The sequence below is a fragment of the Pseudomonas sp. TE12234 genome (assembly GCF_054061835.1).
Genome location: NZ_JBSSEP010000001.1, coordinates 228145 through 245889, shown reverse-complemented (window position 1 = coordinate 245889; position 17745 = coordinate 228145). Strand labels below are relative to the sequence as shown.

15 protein-coding genes are annotated in these 17745 nt (G+C 51.1%); 5 read left to right on the top strand and 10 right to left on the bottom strand.

Annotation, left to right across the window (positions count from 1 at the left end):
- Positions 1-4: 4 nt before the first annotated feature.
- Positions 5-529 carry a type II 3-dehydroquinate dehydratase gene (locus tag ACVWYU_RS01155; protein WP_457371729.1) on the bottom strand — a complete coding sequence of 175 codons (525 nt, stop codon included), beginning with the start codon at positions 527-529 and terminating at the stop codon, positions 5-7.
- 355 nt (positions 530-884) lie between these two features.
- Here ACVWYU_RS01155 and ACVWYU_RS01150 point away from each other — a divergent pair, with 355 nt between their 5' ends.
- Together ACVWYU_RS01150 and ACVWYU_RS01145 are read left to right on the top strand one after the other, a co-directional pair.
- Positions 885-1985, top strand: coding sequence for a CdaR family transcriptional regulator (locus ACVWYU_RS01150; RefSeq protein WP_457371728.1), 1101 nt, complete (start codon positions 885-887; stop codon positions 1983-1985).
- Positions 1986-2091: 106 nt separating this feature from the next.
- The gene (locus tag ACVWYU_RS01145) at positions 2092-3231 is read left to right on the top strand and encodes a glycerate kinase (RefSeq protein ID WP_457371727.1); all 1140 of its coding nucleotides are present in this window, start codon (positions 2092-2094) and stop codon (positions 3229-3231) included.
- 978 nt (positions 3232-4209) lie between these two features.
- On the opposite strand, the gene ACVWYU_RS01140 is transcribed toward ACVWYU_RS01145, so the two are convergent.
- The 8 genes from ACVWYU_RS01140 to ACVWYU_RS01105 form a co-directional block, all read right to left on the bottom strand.
- Positions 4210-5049 (bottom strand): hypothetical protein, encoded by an 840-nt coding sequence (locus ACVWYU_RS01140; protein ID WP_457371726.1) that lies wholly within the window; start codon positions 5047-5049, stop codon positions 4210-4212.
- Positions 5039-6373, bottom strand: a complete 1335-nt coding sequence (locus ACVWYU_RS01135; RefSeq protein ID WP_457371725.1) for a hypothetical protein — start codon at positions 6371-6373, stop codon at positions 5039-5041. Before ACVWYU_RS01135 ends, ACVWYU_RS01140 begins: the two co-directional genes overlap by 11 nt.
- A gap of 34 nt (positions 6374-6407) precedes the next feature.
- Complete coding sequence (locus ACVWYU_RS01130; protein ID WP_457371724.1) at positions 6408-7634, bottom strand: CsgG/HfaB family protein; 1227 nt, start codon at positions 7632-7634, stop codon at positions 6408-6410.
- Positions 7635-7690: 56 nt separating this feature from the next.
- The gene (locus ACVWYU_RS01125; protein WP_457371723.1) at positions 7691-8395 is read right to left on the bottom strand and encodes a hypothetical protein; all 705 of its coding nucleotides are present in this window, start codon (positions 8393-8395) and stop codon (positions 7691-7693) included.
- A 61-nt stretch (positions 8396-8456) separates the two neighbouring features.
- Complete coding sequence (locus ACVWYU_RS01120) at positions 8457-9545, bottom strand: hypothetical protein (RefSeq protein ID WP_457371722.1); 1089 nt, start codon at positions 9543-9545, stop codon at positions 8457-8459.
- A gap of 42 nt (positions 9546-9587) precedes the next feature.
- Positions 9588-10811: a hypothetical protein gene (locus ACVWYU_RS01115; protein ID WP_457371721.1), complete on the bottom strand. Its 1224-nt coding sequence runs from the start codon at positions 10809-10811 to the stop codon at positions 9588-9590.
- A gap of 195 nt (positions 10812-11006) precedes the next feature.
- Positions 11007-11996: a hypothetical protein gene (locus ACVWYU_RS01110; RefSeq protein ID WP_457371720.1), complete on the bottom strand. Its 990-nt coding sequence runs from the start codon at positions 11994-11996 to the stop codon at positions 11007-11009.
- 183 nt (positions 11997-12179) lie between these two features.
- Positions 12180-12389 (bottom strand): hypothetical protein, encoded by a 210-nt coding sequence (locus ACVWYU_RS01105; protein WP_090324456.1) that lies wholly within the window; start codon positions 12387-12389, stop codon positions 12180-12182.
- Positions 12390-12583: 194 nt separating this feature from the next.
- Here ACVWYU_RS01105 and ACVWYU_RS01100 point away from each other — a divergent pair, with 194 nt between their 5' ends.
- The 3 genes from ACVWYU_RS01100 to ACVWYU_RS01090 all read left to right on the top strand — a co-directional run bounded on the left by ACVWYU_RS01100 (position 12584) and on the right by ACVWYU_RS01090 (position 16782).
- The gene (locus tag ACVWYU_RS01100) at positions 12584-13405 is read left to right on the top strand and encodes a MinD/ParA family protein (protein WP_090324455.1); all 822 of its coding nucleotides are present in this window, start codon (positions 12584-12586) and stop codon (positions 13403-13405) included.
- An 804-nt stretch (positions 13406-14209) separates the two neighbouring features.
- A complete protein-coding gene (locus ACVWYU_RS01095) occupies positions 14210-15097 on the top strand; it encodes a TIR domain-containing protein (protein ID WP_457371719.1) in 888 nt (295 codons plus the stop codon).
- Between the two features lie 23 nt (positions 15098-15120).
- The gene (locus ACVWYU_RS01090; protein ID WP_457371718.1) at positions 15121-16782 is read left to right on the top strand and encodes a P-loop ATPase, Sll1717 family; all 1662 of its coding nucleotides are present in this window, start codon (positions 15121-15123) and stop codon (positions 16780-16782) included.
- A gap of 70 nt (positions 16783-16852) precedes the next feature.
- Here ACVWYU_RS01090 and ACVWYU_RS01085 read toward each other — a convergent pair whose 3' ends face one another.
- On the bottom strand, positions 16853-17617 hold the full coding sequence (locus ACVWYU_RS01085; protein WP_457371717.1) for an SIR2 family NAD-dependent protein deacylase: 765 nt from the start codon (positions 17615-17617) through the stop codon (positions 16853-16855).
- Positions 17618-17745: the final 128 nt, after the last annotated feature.

Below are 17745 nucleotides of genomic sequence, written 5' to 3'. Positions count from 1 at the left end.
CGATTTAGGCCACTGCCGGTGCGCCCAGGAAAGTTTCGTCATCCAATGCCAAGGTCAAGCCTGTCAGCGCAGCTACATAGCTGTATTGACGCAGGCCCATGGCAACGCCCGTAGCTGAGCGACTGAATTTTGATTCCCAAGGGCCGCCTGGCAAGCCACGAGGGGCGGTAGGCGGGCACACGATATTAGCAAAATGCACTTCCACTACGGGCCTTTGTGTTTCTTCCAGCGCATGACGAGTTGCTTCACCCACCACGGTCAGGCCGGCCGGATTGATGATGTAGCCATCTACACGCGACGCGGAGGCATGGATGAATTCCAGAATCGCCCCCTCGTAGTTCGAAGCGAAGACTTCGACCTCAACACCGAGCTTTTGACCCGACTCGACCACATAGCCTTGCAAGTCAGACAAGGAGTTAATTTTCCCGTAAACGCGTTTGTTGCGCGCCCCCAGGTTGGTCATGTTCGGCCCGTCGATTACGGCAATGCGGTGAACCTTGGTTCCAGTGCGGAGAGATTGCTGGGACATACAAACACCTTTCTTACGCGTTGTTGGAATTGTGCTGCCGCTGTAGCGGCTCATCGAGTATTACCGTAATACCGTATTACTGGTTATGTCAACGAACTGGGCTTTGTTTTCTGGAACTCGCATGAAGAACCGAAACGCTTAGCCAAAATATTTCTTTAAAATCAGTCTATTGCGATGAAAATCGTATTGAGAATGCCGCAAGGGTGAGGGATTCGTCATAGAGCTGGCGGGGAGGCAACGCGCCGCCTCTGAGTAGTCTAGGAGCAATGCAGTGGCGTGGATTTAGGCATTTCAACAGCCAAAAAGAAGAGTTATTGTATTTTTTAACAACACCTGCCGAGACAAAGGAAATTGTATGTTTGAACTCAATCACCAGCTCGCGCAGAACATTGTCGATCGAGCCATGGCCATCCTTCCCTACAACGTGAATGTGATGGACAGCCAAGGCCTAATTCTCGGAAGCGGTGAAGCTAATCGGATTGACACTCGCCACGAGGGTGCGCAACTGGTACTGGCCAACCACCGGATCGTTGAAATCGATGAACAGTCCGCTCGTCACTTGAAAGGTGTGCAGCCTGGGATCAATTTGCCTCTGATGCACGATGGAAGACTGGTTGGAGTCCTGGGAATTTCCGGAGTCCCTCAGGAACTACGCACATATGCCAGCTTGGTACGAATGACCGCAGAAATGCTTATGGATCAGAGCCACATTCAAGCTGAGCAGCAATGGCATAACTCTCGGCGCGATGATTTGCTCGCGGCGCTTTTAGGAGAGTCGGGAAGCTCACAACGTTTGATTGATGAAGCTCATCAGCTTGGGTTGAAACCTCACTTAAGCCGCACACCACACCTATTAGAAATCAGCGAGGGTCACGACTCGATCAATCTGGCCAACTGGATTCGTGGCCAGTTTCCGGACAGTTGGTGTATTGCTCCGTCTCATACAACTCTGCAGTGGTGCTGCCCATCTTCACTTTCGGCCAACCTTCCTCGTTTGTGTGAGCGGCTTAGATCTCAGGGCTGGATCGTGCGGCACGTGGCGTCAGGAGGCGCATCAGACGACATTCATCATCTACGTCGCCTTTGCCAGCGTACAGCGGAGCTGCTGACCTATGTACAAGCCGTGAGACCCACTCTGATGTTTTCATCTCTGGCCCAACACAGCCTGCCGGCGTTGCTTTGGGCTCATCGAAATCATGACGCACTCATCGAACTGATATCCCCAATTGATGCTCTTGCCAATCGAGATGCTAACGGGCAGTTGCTTCGGACACTTCGAAGTTGGTATGAGAATGACGGCCAGCTGCAAGCCTGCGCGGATGACTTGGGAGTGCATCGAAATAGCCTGCGTTATCGACTGGATCGCATAGCCGAATTGACGGGAAAGGATGTAAACAGATTGAGCGATCTGGTCGAATTATACGTCGGTGTTCAATTGGTACCTCAAGATGGTTAATTTGTACTTTTGCACAAGTCTGGATCTGATTTGGTTAAATTTTGCCTAACGCGTGTGATTCGGAAAGCGGGCAGGATTAGGAGCATCGCTAATTCTGGAGCTCCTTATGAAAATCGTAATCGCACCCGACTCATTCAAGGACAGCCTGAGTGCTGCGGCAGCGGCTGAGGCGATCGCACTCGGACTTCGTGAAGTATTTCCACATGCCGAGCTTGTGGCATGCCCCATGGCTGATGGGGGAGAAGGAACTATTGATGCAATTCTTGCCGCGCTCGGCGGTGAGCTGCGCACTACAAAAGTTAGCGGTCCGCTGGGTGGCTTGGTCAATGCTAGATGGGGTTGGTTGGCAGATACATGTACAGCAATCATCGAAATGGCAGAAGCAAGCGGACTTCAGCTGGTACCAGTGGAACTGCGCGATGCATGCAGCAGCTCAACTTGGGGAACCGGGGAGCTGATCACTGCCGCCCTCGACGTGGGTGCACAATCAGTCATCCTCACCATTGGTGGCAGCGCAACGAATGACGGTGGCGCAGGAATGCTCCAGGCATTGGGAGCGCACCTCCTCGATGTGGACGGCAACAGCTTAGCCCCAGGTGGCGCTTCGCTATTAAATCTAGCCAACATCGACCTCTCTGGGCTAGATCCACGCCTCTCTTCGCTGACAGTCAAAGTAGCCGCGGATGTTGATAATCCGCTCTGCGGTCCTTACGGCGCTTCGGCTACATTTGGTCGGCAAAAGGGGGCAAGCCCTGAGCAAATAGTTTTGTTGGACGCAGCGCTGGCCAACTTTGCCGATCATGCCGCGCATCTGCTGGACAATGACTGGCGTAATGAACCGGGAGCTGGGGCTGCAGGTGGAATTGGGTTCGCAGCACTCGCATTTCTTAACGCAACATTCCGCCCGGGCGTCGAGGTAGTTGCAGTTCTCACGAGGCTGGCTGATCACGTCGAGGGTGCAAACCTGGTTGTAACCGGCGAGGGGCGCTTTGATGGTCAAACCCTGCGAGGTAAGACTCCTTTGGGTGTAGCTCGTATCGCTCAACAAGCTGGTGTACCTGTGGTGGTTCTTGCCGGGACCTTAGGCGACGGATATGCGCAGCTATATGAACACGGGATAAGTGCCGCGTTCTCTGTAGTATCTGGCCCGATGTCGCTTGCAGAAGCGTGCCAGCAAGCACCTGAATTGCTTAGGGAGCGAGCCAGAGATGTGGGCAGTTTATTTCGAATAGGGGGAGCACGGTGACTCCCTTGCTAGCCAGGATAATCAAGCAAAAACACAGGCTATGGATTTCTCTTCCATAGCCGCCAATGTCAGTATTAATTGAGATATTTTGGAAAACTATGAAACCGCGAATCCTGTCATACCCTTAGCCCTTCTGAAGTTACCTTCTCATTCGCCAGAGCCATGGGGAGCTCTCGCGGGTAAAAACAACAGCGTGGGACTGGATTAATTTTTCGGTGACGACGAGTAGACTGGGGCGTGCAAACTCACTTCGCCCAACCATAATCTGCATCCGATGTCCTTTGTTTCAACCGGACGTTACGGATACCAGACAACCTTATGTGAACGGAAAACCGTATGCTGTACTGGCGGCTATTTTCGACGCCTTTGGAACCTTGGTGAAAATCGGCGAAGGTACTCACTGTTGGTGCTGAGGGGATGTTGACCCAGACTGCCGGAACTCATTAACCCATCCGAATACTCAGTAGGCGATGACCTTGCGCAGGATTTCAGAGCCTGCATATGGGTCAGTCAAAATCAGCATCCTGGGTCAAAATCGTGTCAGCGCCAACACCCAGCGTCTTCTAGCCAACATAGTGCCAGCTCCTGGCCTGGCTGGTGATCGGGTATCGACTCTGCCCAACGCTTTAGCAATCCCTAGGGATGCTCCGATCAACTGTATCCGATCCACGAACCCCACATTCCAAGCGAATAGCTGACTATCCCTTCAACTCATCGATTACTGCTTTGGGTCAGTTGCCGTCCTTCGTGACAGGCAAAAAACGGCCAGGAGCAGACTGTGGACACGGTATCCCTAGCTCCGTTATGTGCACGTCTGTCATCTCGTTTTTTCTCCCGAGACCGTTTTCTTCCGCGACACTCAAGCCAAACAAGGAGTTACGCACGAATAAAGAACCTTATCAGGCACAAATAGCGCAAAAAATTACCCCACTCGTGTCGTCTACCTATAGTTAGAGTCAATAGAGAACTGATCTGACTCTATCGATCCGCCGGAACTTTGTAACACCGACTCCCAAGCACAACACATCTAAACTCTCCAGCACGAGCTTCCTTTAACAGTTTCCGTGTCACGCAGAATTGGACATAAGTCCCCAAGGCATCCACGTCGGTCACTTTCGACAGATCCACATAATCGTTGCGCAGTGCATCGGCAATCGCCGGATTTTCTTTGTCCAGGATCACAACGATATAGAGCAGCGCATTGGGGTATATTTTCGAATCCAGCTTTAACGACTTGAACCGATCTAAGGCCTCACCGGTACGTCCAGCAGCGAATAACTGCTTCCCAAGTTGATAGGTAGCGGCTCGCACCATCGCTTGATCTGGCAGCTCCGGGTAGGTTGAATTGAGGTCGGACAGTTTGACCACGCAAACACCAGACTCCCAGCCGGAAGGACTGTTCAGCGAGTGATACTCAACATTGCGCATCGTTGATTTGACTGATCGCTCTGTTGCCAGCACCTCTGCCACCCGACCATCGCTATTAGGCATGCCCTCAAGTTGCGATAGCCAGGCGATGCGATCCGCCCCACCTAAGGCTGCATGGCAAAAAGCCTCGCCAATGCCGATTTTCAGGGTTGATTCGAACAGCACTACGGCATGCCTGGCACTCCCCCTTGTCGTGCTGATTTCGGCACGCAAAGGCGATATGGCATCCACCGCCGAACCACCAAATACGGCACGAAGCTCAGGAGTGTCCTGAATGAATTGGCGCAGCTCACTTTGTGCATCGGCAAATGCAAAGGTGGGTGCAACTGCCATTGAAAGCAGGGCACCCAGCAGGACCAGAACCTTCACCGCTAGCCGATCAGAAATCATTGTCCCTGACCACGGCACCACTTGGCCCTTTCGGATTCACACTTCCCGGAGATACGCCGCCTTCAATCTCAATGGTGCGGCCCTGAGTCTGCTGCTGGCTACTCACACCTCCGACGCCCAGTTTGCCACCGGCCTGACGGTTCTCAAGGCTCTCTTGCTGGGCCTGAGCGGTTGCCGACGCACGGTAGATGGAGATGGTGTTGGACCAATAACCGTCTTCACTGGAGAAAGTTTTGGTGATGACCCCAGCCGGCAGCTTGCCACCGGTGACTGATTTGAAGTCCTCGGAATGGCTTAGAGTGTTCAAGAACGTATGACGGGTGTCGTCGAACGCAACCGGGGTTTGCGGCTTGCTATCCTGCCCCACAGGCACATCGAACTGTTGAGCCGATTCGCCCTGAACTTCGTCGAAGCCACCCTGCCAGTAAACCTCACTGCCATTCAAGAAGGCCACCAAGGAATTGTTTGCGCGCATCCTGGACTGTTCGTTCGCCATCTTGGCCATCGTCGCCATGACTTGCTTGTCTTTGTTCTGGCGAATGATGCTGCTGCCAAATCCGATCACAATGGACTCACCCGTAACCGGGTCATTGATCAGCTTCGCCCCCATGGGAGGGACGATCCCCAAAGAAATTTCCTTGGCGATGTACTCGAAGGCTTTCTTTGGATCGGCTGTCGAGACAACCGCACTATTCATGCGATCGAGCGCACCACGGGTTTTGGTACTGCTGGCCAGCGTGATCGTGACTTGATTGTCGGCATCGTTATCGTTAACGCTGTAAGTGACATAACCTGCAAGAATGCCCTTGGCGGTCTCTTTGCAGGATTCTGCAGCGCCCGTCGCGCTGTTTGCCTGCGACTCTTTGCCGGTGTCCAACGTCAACTGTTTGGACGTAGTCGCGCTATTGCAATTGCTCTCAAGGCCCTCAAGGTACTTGACCATCTGGCCTTGGGCGCTATTAAACGCCTTGAAGTATGCACCGCGCTTACTAAGCAAAGTAGCGTTCAGGTTTTCGTAACGGGTGTAACCTTCTGTCGATGCGGAAATGACCCCCATACCGGTCTTTGTCTTGACGGTGAGAATGCCTTGGCCGTTATCGGCAATGAGCTGCTGGTACGCATACCCAAGGCCGTCTTGCATGTTTTCGGCAGTCACTACGTCGCCGGCCTGCGAGGCGGCCTTTTGCGGCTTGTCTGTACCGCCACTGACCGGTGGAACAAAATCATCCAGCGACATCGTTGCCGCATTGGCGACGCTTACAGCAGCAATCAGCGCAACACCAAGGGCGATTGATGAAGCCAAATTCTTGAACGGATATTCCATGGCGAGTATTCCTTCCTTACGCTCTAACAACATCTCACCAGTCGCTTTCAACTTTTTGCTTGAGAGCTGTCACTGGAGCAGATTTTTTGGATGACGCACCCGCCGACACTGGCTTCGCAGCTTCCGATTGCAGGCGCACGATGAACGTCGATGTCGGGAATTTCTCCGCGATGTTCACATTCGATTTCAGAACTTTGGCTTTGGCGATTTTGCTTTGGACGTCGATGATTTCTATCAGCCCAACTTCTATCTCTTGACGGCCCAGGCTCTCTTTGGTGTAGCTATCGACAATGACGTCACCCGCGAGTAACAACCTGTACCTTTGACCCACTTTGATCGACGTGCCGCCCTGGCCAAGGAAAAGCTGATCACCCAAAACGCTTTCCACTTTAATTGGCGCGATGGAATCAACGATCTGCCGGCTAATGGCCTCGGCTGCTTTGGCCGCCAGCCCGTCTACGGAGCCACCCGGCATGGCGCCAGTCCAGCTATCCGCCATCTTGATCTGGCCTGTCGGGGCATCGATGACCCTGTAGCTTATGGACAGGGTGGCCGATTTGGCGGTCAGTGTTCTGCCGGCCAATTCTGTTGATTGGGTATGAATACTTGCATCATCAATCACGCCAACAATCATGTAGTCCGTGCCCAACCGGTTGCCGAGCTTGGCCATTTCCTCCATCGATGTTCCTTCTGAGGAAAGCACACCCATTTCAGATTGGCGCTCCCCCTCAAAGGCACGATCCAGCATTGCGAATTTTCGGCTGCTGGTGAGGTTTGTGGTCAAGTCCATGACGAAGCGGTCGCTGATATTTCCATGATCGGCGCCTTGGCTGCGAAAGGGTAAAACCGTCATACGCAGACGATCGGCTTGTTCCGACCTTGCATATTTTGAAATTGTGGCCTCGACCGATACTGTCCAGATTCCTGCGTTTTCAGCCTTTGATAAAATCCGGTAGCTTTGAACCAAGCCCTTTGTTCGTTGGGCAATGGCCTCAACGGTTGCGCTGGCCGCTGCAAAGTCACTGCCTGCGTTCGTATCCAACGTCTGGGTCAGCTCCGTACTCAGGGTGCTTGAAGCTAATTCAGCACCATTCACTTGAGCGACAGCGGACGACAACGCCGAGGCCGTAGCCGTCCCGAAGGAACTGCCGGAGCCTTCGGTCTGCACGGTCACTCGTTCAAGACTGCCTGCAGCCAATGCGAGAGGTACGGCTAGCATGGCGATAATTCCGGTCAACGCGACCAACACCCTGGACTTCATGTCTTCTCACCTTGCATAAAAAAGGTGGCCGAGGCCACCTTCAATCCATCACCTGATTAGAGGTTACCCATCTTGCTACTCAGGTCCTTAGTGTCGACCTTGTTGGATTTGGCGTAGTTGAGGAAAGCCTTCGATGTGGTGGTCCAGGTACCCAACAGGGCCGGCAAGTTAGTGGCCACAGTGGTCACGTCATCGAGGCTGCCAGTCAGCTTACTGGCATTCATCGGGTCGGTCTTCAAGCCGCTCAGGCCGCTCTTGGCCGAGTCGGTCCAGGACTGGAAGGATTTCGGCAACTTGGTGCCTTCATACATACCCGCGCCATAGTGAGGTACGGCCGACAGCAGTTTTTCCTGACCTGCCGCGGACAGGGTGCCATTCTTCCTGATCAGGTCGTTGATCGCCTTGGAGGCATTGTCGGAGACCTTGGTATCACGTGCCAGTTGGTCTTTAGTGATGACAGAGCCTTGACCGTAGTTAGCCGCAGCAGCGCTTGCCTTCTGGGCCTCTTCCTTCAAACCGCCGGCCTCAAGGGTCAGCGATTGAGCCGTAAGCATGTTGCTCATCGACTGCTTGAAGCGCCCCATCAGGTCTTTCTGTTGCGTCAGCAGAGAACCGACATCAACCGCACTGCTCTTGGCTGCTCCGCCAGCAGGGGCGATGTCCGCCAAACCAAAAGCCTGGGCAGCAGGCATTGAAAAGGCAGCGGCAAGAGCCATGAAGCCAGTCAAACCCAACTGGGCGGCGATTTTCTTAACGTACATTCGAAGTTCCTTATCAGGGGGGAGTTATGTATGTGGCAGTAGTGCGGATTTTCTGGCGGGATCAGTGGACGCCTTTGGAGTTCAGCTGATCGACCATGGTCTTGGCCGACGACGTGGCCGCCAACCGCAGAGCATTGCGCGATGCCACCTCTGGGTCAGGACCCAGGCCGGCATACTGGATTGGGCCAACCGAGGCCACTCGACGCGGCATTTTTGAAGAGATATCCCATACCTGACTGCGTACCGAAACGAAAACGCGCTTGTTGCCCGTTACCGGATCAACATCGCTCAGACCAATGTCGAGGGTTCCAACGGAGAAATACTTCACCTCGCAGCTACGAGCAGAGGCAATTGCCGCCGAGCGAGACCCAGGGGTCATTTCGTCCGAGGCCGCAAATTCCTTATTCAGAACATCAGGGGCAGGACCACCGCAGTTGGAATAAACATCCGGGTAGCCAACGACTTCAAAGCCATCGCCTGACAATGTTTCGGTCAGTGCAGCATCCACATCACTACCAGAGCGGACACGGTAGGTTCGGTCGTCAGCCTGGCGCAGCGTGCTACCGCCAGTAGTTGTCTTGTTCATAGAGGTCGAAGACTCAGCAACTGAAGCCCCGCCACCACTAATCCCACCGCTCTTCTTGGCCTTTAACTCTGACTCGTCCATGTTGATCGCCGTCTTGCGATCATCGAACGACTTGAGCGTTGCCGTCTCTCTCGCCACAAAAACGAAGCTAAACATTTGCCCCCCCCCGGAACTGGCCGGGCCGCTACCAGAGGCGTTGAGGCGCGCATCAAGTGCTGCCTCGTTGATGTTCGCCCGAATGGCAATTGAAAAAAGCTGGGTTTCTTTGTTAACGGATTCGTCCAAAACGCTGTAGTCGATGATGTACTCATCAATATTCGCAAGAACGTCTTTTTGTATGGCTTTGTAGCTCTTCATGCGGGCCGGGTTGAAGGTTGCGGTGTAACGGTTCCATGCATTGGCCTTAGCGGCGACGATGCCTTGTTGTCGCAGTTTGGAATCAGGACCTTTCGAGAAAAAACCATTCTCAAACGGTAGGTCTGCTTTTCCTTGGACTTCGGCTGCTTGTACCGCTGAAGCCAATAGCCACGAAGCCAACAGCGTTCCAATCCACTTACTTCTCATCACTCATTCCTTGTGTCGTAATGGCTGACTTATGCGTTGAGGCTAACGGGCGCGAGCCAAAATCCCGGACAATTTTTTAAGCTGATCCTTCGTCGAACCACCCTCTGACCATTGCTTCAGCCAATCGCTGTCCGGAGCGGCTACCTGCAACGTAATCTGGTCAATAAGCGAGAACGTTGCTTCTTGGAACGCCGACCAATCGTCTTGGTCGTGGGTGCCCGACACTACATTCTTCGAAACGGCAAATTTGAACGGGCTATCCAGATATACCGTGTTGTCGTCAAAGCTCTTGATCGCAACATTCATGTAAGCGGCGTATCCCCAAGCCGCCTCCACGTTATTTGAGTCGAGCAGCTGTTTCTTATAGCCACGTACAACCAAATGAATACGGTAATCAGGGGTCGGTAGCTCCAGTTGGAAAACATCACCATTAGCAAACCTAGCCGCCATCTTGGAACCGATGGCCGAGCCTTTGGAGTACGGGATATAAGCGACATGATTATTTTCGTAGAGCCGCTCACCAAAGGCGTCTGCGACACGAGAAATCAGAACCTGTGGATCTGCACGAAACTCAGTGAGGGTTTGCCTGGCCTTGGCTTCCAGATCGACGGAGACGATCTGGATATAATTGCCAGTCGATGGTTTGACGCTGACCGAAGGTAACCGCTTCGCCGCCTGAGCGAAGAGGCTGTTACCCGAGGTTCCGAAATACAGGCTCCTGATGAGTGACTCTTTGACCTTGTCGTTAACCGGGCCATCGATGACATCCAGCAACTGCACGGCTGCAGGATAAGAGCCAATCACCTTTTTGCTCTCGAAGTCGAAAATCAACACCTGCCCGTGCAAATCAGCAACCAGTTTTGTTCTACCGGCTACTGTCTCGCTCGAGACATTCTCCCACTCAAGAACAAACGCCATGGCAACCGAATCACCAGGAACGAGGCCTGAGGCAAGGTCTCGCTTGATGGTCAGTTTGGGATGATTGCTACCTTGGACATATTTCCAAAGCTCCCCCTCAAGCAGGTATGTGCCATCCTTGCTGTTCTTTTCCTGAAGCAGTCGCGAGCTGATCGGAAAAGCCTTTTCCGACTCAGCCGCGTTACCGGCCAAAGCAAACCCTGCAAAATAGACATTTGTGGGCTCAGCGGAAAACGAAGGGAATGCGGCGATCAGCAGAAGGCATCCACTCAGAAGACGCAGTGAAGGCTTAAACTTAAGTAGACGCGCCGTGAAGCGAAATAGAATACCGCAAAAAATCTTGTTCAATGAAGTCAGTCTCTAACTATTCTTGGCAGGATTTCACACCAACTCGCTTCGAATGATTACGCCTCTACGCCTATCCATCCAAGAGTTAAACTTAACCCGGATGATGGCAATAAGACATCGCGCCAAAGTATATTCGAATGTTTACGCCTCGTCGCCCCAGACTGGAACTCAGACATCAACAGTGGAGGCTATAGACTATGGGGCTGGTTTTTTTGAGTTGGATCTTGACGTGATCGCTATCACCTTACTTAACCCCAGGAATCGATCAGGAATGATGAGTATTGCTTCCGTAATCTGCAATACAAACATGCTACCGATAAAGGTGAAATAGGTAATGATCGCAACAAAAAGGCCAGCACCAATTAACGAAAGATGAGACGTTGCAGACTCGAGAAGGAATGAAACACTGTCAGAGTGTTTGTCAGAAATGGCACCGAAGGTGTCAATGATCAGAGAGCATTCTCCAATCACCAACCACGAGCCAAAATTTATAACAACGACTCGAGCGCCCGCCTTGATAAAGCTGGACAGAACACTCAGCCCTTCAAGGGCTGGCGAGGTCTTTTCCGATACAGATACCGAGATTAAAGAAGGGTTGAAAAAAATTGAGGCGGCATAGCACAGGGAGATAAATGTGCCGACGCCATAAAATACAAGATTACTGGAGGATGACTTTATTCCAGAGTAGATCGCTAAAATCAAAACCAGAGCACCCAGCATAAAACAGAGCAGTGCCATGATGTCGAAAATAACAGGACTGGATACCGTAGAGGGTGAGTTTTTTACTAAAGCAAGAACAGAAGGCATCAATTTCGTTGATATATACAAAATCAGCAGCGATCCAATTGAAACGCCGATGGCACCAACAAAAAAAGAAAATGAGTCGGTTTTTATAGCGGCCCATATTCCAACTAAAATAACATGGACCGAAAAAAACAAGGCAGCGCAGTACCCGTACTTAAACAACGCATTTTCGTTAGATACGAAATAGGTCTCAGACAAAACAGATCTGAGCCTCAACAAAAAACCATCAACATGCCTAATGAGCCGAAATGGTGTGCTGAAAACATCCGTGTCAATCATAAATTTCGCCCAAGGCATTATTATGTTTACTACTTTTCTAAAAAGAAGAGTAGTAAGTTCAGCTTCTAAGCTACAGAGCTTTGGTCCTTCACGCAGAACCACTGAGCCATGCCGATGATGGCAGATTACGATCATCGCGAGCCACAATTATTTTCTCTTTTTACGTATCGGGATGGCGCTAAGTTGCTCCCATTGGCGCCGTCCACCTAGCCACTGGGTAAAAAAGTGGCTCTCACACTGAAACAGCTGTCCCGTAAGTGAGGGGCAGCTTCTGGCCGATTGCAGTCACTCCGGAGTCATCATCACCGCAAGCGTCATCTTGATGAATTCCTCATTGCGATCGATTGCGACCAGGGCGCCGCGCACATTGTCGGCCACATCGGCAGCGCCGCGCTGTTCAACCCAAAGCGTGAGCTCCATGATGGCAGCCTCGAGGGCGAGCTGGTTTTCGTTGAGTTTGGAAAGTAGGGAAGGGAGCAGGTCTGAATTTGGCATCGCGAATCCTCCGTGGAGAGGTGAGCGTAGCAGCGGCCGCTCCGGTTCGCGTGATTGCAATGTAGTGGTTACAACGTTTCAGGAGATCCTGTAATACAGGTAGGGCTATGTGTCTGGACTTTTCAGCTACCATTGCGCTTTAGGGATAGTTTGCGACTACACGCACGCGTTGCGCATAGAAGGGAATCAATAAGATGGATAGTGCGCGTTCTGTGCAAGTTATCGCCGTGACCGGCGGAAAGGGTGGCGTCGGCAAGACGACTGTGGCTGTGAATCTTTCATTGGCGCTGGCGAAACTTGGAAGGCGAGTCGTATTGCTTGATGGCGATCTTGGCTTGGCGAATATCGATGTCCTGTTGGGACTTTCGCAGCAGTACACGCTTGTCGATTTATTCGAAGGTCGCTGTGAGCTTTCCGATGTACTTTTACGCGGTCCGGGCGGGATACGAATCGTCCCCGCGGCTTCAGGTATCCAGAGCATGATGCATTTGTCTCCGGCTCAGCACGCAGGCCTGATCCATGCCTTCAGTGAAATAGGTGACAGCCTCGATGTGCTGGTGATCGACACAGCAGCGGGCATCGGCTCCTCGGTGATCAGTCTCGTCCGGGCGGCCCACGAAGTCTTGCTGGTGGTGTGCGACGAACCGACCTCCATCACTGATGCCTACGCACTGATCAAACTGCTTAATCGTGATTACGGAATGGACCGTTTCCGGGTGCTGGTCAATATGGAGCAGAGCCCAAAGGAAGGTCGCGCGCTGTTCGCTAAATTGGGCAAAATCACCGATCGCTTCCTCAGCGTAAAGCTACAGTATGTCGGAGCGATTCCGTACGATGATTGTGCGCGTAGGGCAGTACAGAAGCAGCGAGCAGTCTACGAACACTTTCCGCGCTCCAAGTGTGCCCTAGCATTTCAGGAAATCGCTTTAAAGGTCGACGCTTGGCCGTTGCCGGCGTCTCCCAGAGGGCATATAGAGTTCTTCGTTGATCGACTCGTCCATAATTCGAGGCGGTGACATCTAACTTCTGGCAGCGTGCTTCCGTTTGCATAAGCATAAAAAAGCGTGTGTTTTGCCAGACCGTCAGGTGAACAACTGCGCCCGATTACGCCGCAAAGGGATGGGGACTTTTTCGGGGATTCGCTATTTTCTGCTTGGCTCTGTAAGGCACCGTTTGCAGCGAGCGCCAGAGGGAGACCCAGTAAATGCTGGGCATTAAGCCCATTTTCAAGTATGGGGTGCTAGGAGGCGGAGTGACAAACAGCTGAATTATGTTATTCAAAAAGGCTGTTTCGACCCATAGCTGCCGGTCAGCAGCGGCAGAATTCGGCCAGAAGCGGCCCTTGCTCGAGTTGATTGACGAGCTGCGCCGCTCCATGTACGCGTTCATGGCCGTGAAATAGCGCACTATGTATGAAACCAGGTGCCAATGTGATCTCTCAGATTTTCCTAGGCCGCATGGAAGTTCTCACTGCGAAGGCATCACAATCGCCACACGTGAATTCTCTGTGCGCCCTTGTGCGGTAGTGTTACTGGCGACAGGTCTGGTACTGTCAACCCCTGCACTATAATGTCACTGCGCTGCATCCTTTCTCCCACCAGCACATCAATGACGCCCTACTGCCTGCGAATCGGATCAATTAGTTGGTAAGCATGTGATTCGCGAATAGATGGACATTGGTTGCCTTTCGGCCCGGGAGTCATGCTCCTGTGCATGTTCTTTTTCAAAAATGGTCAAGTTATTCGACTGACTTGGCTAGACCTGAGGGTGGCCACTTGCTACTTTTGGCAATACCCCTGCCCGAAATCAAGGAATGAATCATGCCAAGCAAGCGTCCCAGCGCTCAATCCCCCAAGCCTACATTAAAGCTCACCCGCTCAAGGGACGAGGCTAAGGCCAAGATTGAAGAGCGAATCGAAAAAGGGTTAGAACTCAAACAACGGCAGGTTGACACTCATGAGTCTTATGACACGCTGAGAAATGACTACAGCAAGTGGGATTCGTTTAACGTAGAACTGCTAAAGCAAAGTTTCAACACTGACGAAATCGCAAAAGAATATAGTTATTGGGGAGTCGCAGCTCTCGCTTTAAGAGAGCCTTCACTCGGCGAAAAAATTGCTGACACATATAAGGACATCGACAAGAAAATTCATCGCCTAGACTCGATTTCGGAACGACTCGAGCTAATTCCTTTGGATGAAACCCTAAAAGATATAGGTCAACACTCGACAGAATCATTTGACTTGAAAATATCCAAGTCGAATAAAGTATTCGTAGTGCATGGTAGGGATGAAATATCGAAAACCAACCTAGAGGTTTTCTTACACGAAATAGGTCTCGAGCCAGTTGTATTACACCGACAGGCTGATGAAGGAATGACAATCATTGAGAAGTTTGAAAAGCATAGCGATGTTGGTTATGCATTTATCCTACTCACTCCTGATGAAGTCGCCTATCTCGCTTCCGAAGATACACTGCCTGACAACGACCGAAACAAAGAATACCGTGCGCGCCCTAATGTGATATTTGAGTTTGGATACTTTATAGGGAAACTTGGTAGATCTCGCGTATGTTGCCTTCACACAGGCCATACGACATTACCCAGCGACGTAAGCGGAATGGTGTACAAGCGCTTCGAAAAAAGCGTTGAAGAAATCGCATACAGTATAATTAAAGACCTGAAAGCTTCGGGCTATACCTTGTCGTGAGCATGTCAGCAGGTGAAGATATCATGGACGAGCCAGTATTAAAAATAACTCGAAACCTCAAAGTCGGTGCATTGGACGCTGAGGCTGATACAGATCTTCTTAATAAGTGCTTCATCGATAATGGCTATCTCAGCCAAATAATGGATGTCGATTCGCCAGCCTCAATCATTTTAGGGCGCACCGGCTCAGGCAAAAGTGCTCTGCTTTATAAAGTAGCAAAAACGGCCCAGAAATTTGTAAAGCTTGATCCAAATGATATATCAGTCCGATTTTTAGAAAGCTCAGACATCATCCAGTTTTTTGATAGTCTTGGTGTCAGTCTCGATTTGTTCTATAGACTACTCTGGCGCCATGTGCTTACGGTGGAGTTCTTGAAGCTGCGGTACGACATCAAATCGGAAAGCGACAGCCGGAGCTTCATTGACGGTCTATTCAATACGTTCAGCCGTGATGTAACAAAAAAGAAAGCTATTGAATACTTCAACGAATGGGGCAATAAATTCTGGCTAGACACTGACGAACATCTTAAAGAGATAACAAGGAAGCTAGAGTCCGATACAAAAAGCACCATCGGAGTTAAGTATTCCGGAATAGGTTTGAATTCGGCAAGCGTTTCCAGGCTGTCCGACCAAGAACGAATCGAGGTTTCTCAACGGGCAAGCCAAGTAGTCAGTGGCCTTCAAATCAGAAAGCTAAATGAAGTCCTAGACCTGCTCGCTGAGCACTCGTTTTCAGATCCTCAGAAAAAATTCTTCATCCTAATAGACCAGCTTGATGAAGAATGGGCCGCAACCGAGACACGTGTACGATTTATACGAGCTCTAATTGAGGAAATTAAAACCTTTCGAAAAATACGGCAGGCAAAAATTATCGCCGCATTAAGGAAAGACCTTCTCGACCAAGTATTCGATAAGACCAGAGACTCTGGATTCCAACAGGAAAAGTACGAATCCTACCTAATGACACTAAAATGGTCAGCTGATGATCTCTCCAATCTAATCGAAACACGACTTAACGAAGTATTCAAAAGCCAGTACACAAGACAACGAATAAAGTTTACGGACTTATTCCCAAAACCTAGGAAAGGCGGTGGCCAGACCTCCATAGATTTTATCATTGAGAGAACTCTCAGGCGCCCTAGGGATGCACTACAATTTGTCAACGAATGTTTTGCTATCGCTTATGAGCGTGAAAGAATTTCTTGGCGCGCAATGCTAGCCGCCGAAGCTCAGTACTCAGAAAAGAGATTGAAATCTCTCAAGGAAGAATGGGGCGACGTATTCCCAAGCTTCGAAGATACTGTAGAGATTCTTCGCAACATTAAGTCCACTTTTACGAGATCGATGATCAAAGACACAACCCTAGAAGATATTATGGTTAGTCTTAGTGAAGGAGACTCACGTGACCCGTGCGTAGCCATTGTGCGCAAATACTACGAAACAAATAGCACGGTAAAAGAGTCTGAAATACAGACAATCATGCTTTCATGCCTGTATCGAGTTGGAGCCCTTGGAATCAAGGTCAGTTCATCAGACACGTACATCTGGTCACACGTAGATCAATCCTCAGTAACCAAGGGAGAAATTAAACGAGCAGAGCATTTTAAAGTTCACAAAATGCTTCATCGTTCTCTAGATATAATTGCAGACCAGCATGATATATTTGACCCTGAAAGCATTGATTAGTCTTGCTGGGCTGCGACGGCTAGGGGGCGCGAGTGACTACCAACGTTGAGCGTCAGTTTCTGGACGATAACTACCCGCCGTCACTTATCTTTTCGAGCAGCATCGGCAGTACTTCGGCGGCAGACCCTATCAGCATTAACTCCTTTTGGTCCCCCATCGCGACGTCAGCCTTATTCACATGAATGACTGAAGCACCAGATGCCAATGCAAGGTCGGGAAGGCCAGCGGCAGGCATGACGATCCCAGAGGTGCCCACCGAGACCATAAGATCGCAATCCTTCACCAGAAGCACTGCGGCTTTCCAAGCTTGGGGTGGCAAATCCTCTCCGTACCAGACCACCGCAGGGCGCATTCTTCCGTTACAACGCTGACACCTGGGAGGCTCAATCAGAGCGCCCTCCTCCGGCACTGCAGATTGATCAGGAGATACAGCCCCGGGCCTATGGCAGGCGAAGCATTTGGGCATTGCTAAACTTCCATGCAAATGCACGACATCTGAAGAGCCTGCTCGCTCATGAAGGTCGTCAATATTTTGGGTGATCACAGAAACCTGGCGCTGTGAGTGAGCCATGCGTGGTATCGAAATATGTGCAGCATTTGGTTCGGCCTGTGCGACTCGGAGACGGCGCCATAGATACCATCCCCATACCAAGGCAGGGTTTTCACGAAAGGCCTTGGCCGTCTCTAGGTCCCTCGGATCGAGCCCGGCCCAGATTCCTGAAAGTTTTTCGCGATACGTAGGGATACCGCTATCGGCAGAGATACCGGCGCCAGTGAAAAAGACCACCTTCTTGGCCTTCTGAAGTATGTCTACAGCTTGCTCTATGACAGTCATGACACCAATTTTCTCCCATCTTCCCGCTTTGGATTATTGGAGTTGTGGCTGAGTACTATTACTATTTGTTCAAGCAGGCCATCTTCGATGAGCAATGAGCTAGCTCGTGTGCCAGTTTGAAGGAGGCT

Coding starts and splice junctions, on each gene's coding strand:
- ACVWYU_RS01155 (WP_457371729.1), bottom strand. CDS start 529: ATGTCCCAGCAATCTCTCCGCACTGGAACCAAGGTTCACCGCATTGCC.
- ACVWYU_RS01150 (WP_457371728.1), top strand. CDS start 885: ATGTTTGAACTCAATCACCAGCTCGCGCAGAACATTGTCGATCGAGCC.
- ACVWYU_RS01145 (WP_457371727.1), top strand. CDS start 2,092: ATGAAAATCGTAATCGCACCCGACTCATTCAAGGACAGCCTGAGTGCT.
- ACVWYU_RS01140 (WP_457371726.1), bottom strand. CDS start 5,049: ATGATTTCTGATCGGCTAGCGGTGAAGGTTCTGGTCCTGCTGGGTGCC.
- ACVWYU_RS01135 (WP_457371725.1), bottom strand. CDS start 6,373: ATGGAATATCCGTTCAAGAATTTGGCTTCATCAATCGCCCTTGGTGTT.
- ACVWYU_RS01130 (WP_457371724.1), bottom strand. CDS start 7,634: ATGAAGTCCAGGGTGTTGGTCGCGTTGACCGGAATTATCGCCATGCTA.
- ACVWYU_RS01125 (WP_457371723.1), bottom strand. CDS start 8,395: ATGTACGTTAAGAAAATCGCCGCCCAGTTGGGTTTGACTGGCTTCATG.
- ACVWYU_RS01120 (WP_457371722.1), bottom strand. CDS start 9,545: ATGAGAAGTAAGTGGATTGGAACGCTGTTGGCTTCGTGGCTATTGGCT.
- ACVWYU_RS01105 (WP_090324456.1), bottom strand. CDS start 12,389: ATGCCAAATTCAGACCTGCTCCCTTCCCTACTTTCCAAACTCAACGAA.
- ACVWYU_RS01100 (WP_090324455.1), top strand. CDS start 12,584: ATGGATAGTGCGCGTTCTGTGCAAGTTATCGCCGTGACCGGCGGAAAG.
- ACVWYU_RS01095 (WP_457371719.1), top strand. CDS start 14,210: ATGCCAAGCAAGCGTCCCAGCGCTCAATCCCCCAAGCCTACATTAAAG.
- ACVWYU_RS01090 (WP_457371718.1), top strand. CDS start 15,121: ATGGACGAGCCAGTATTAAAAATAACTCGAAACCTCAAAGTCGGTGCA.
- ACVWYU_RS01085 (WP_457371717.1), bottom strand. CDS start 17,617: ATGACTGTCATAGAGCAAGCTGTAGACATACTTCAGAAGGCCAAGAAG.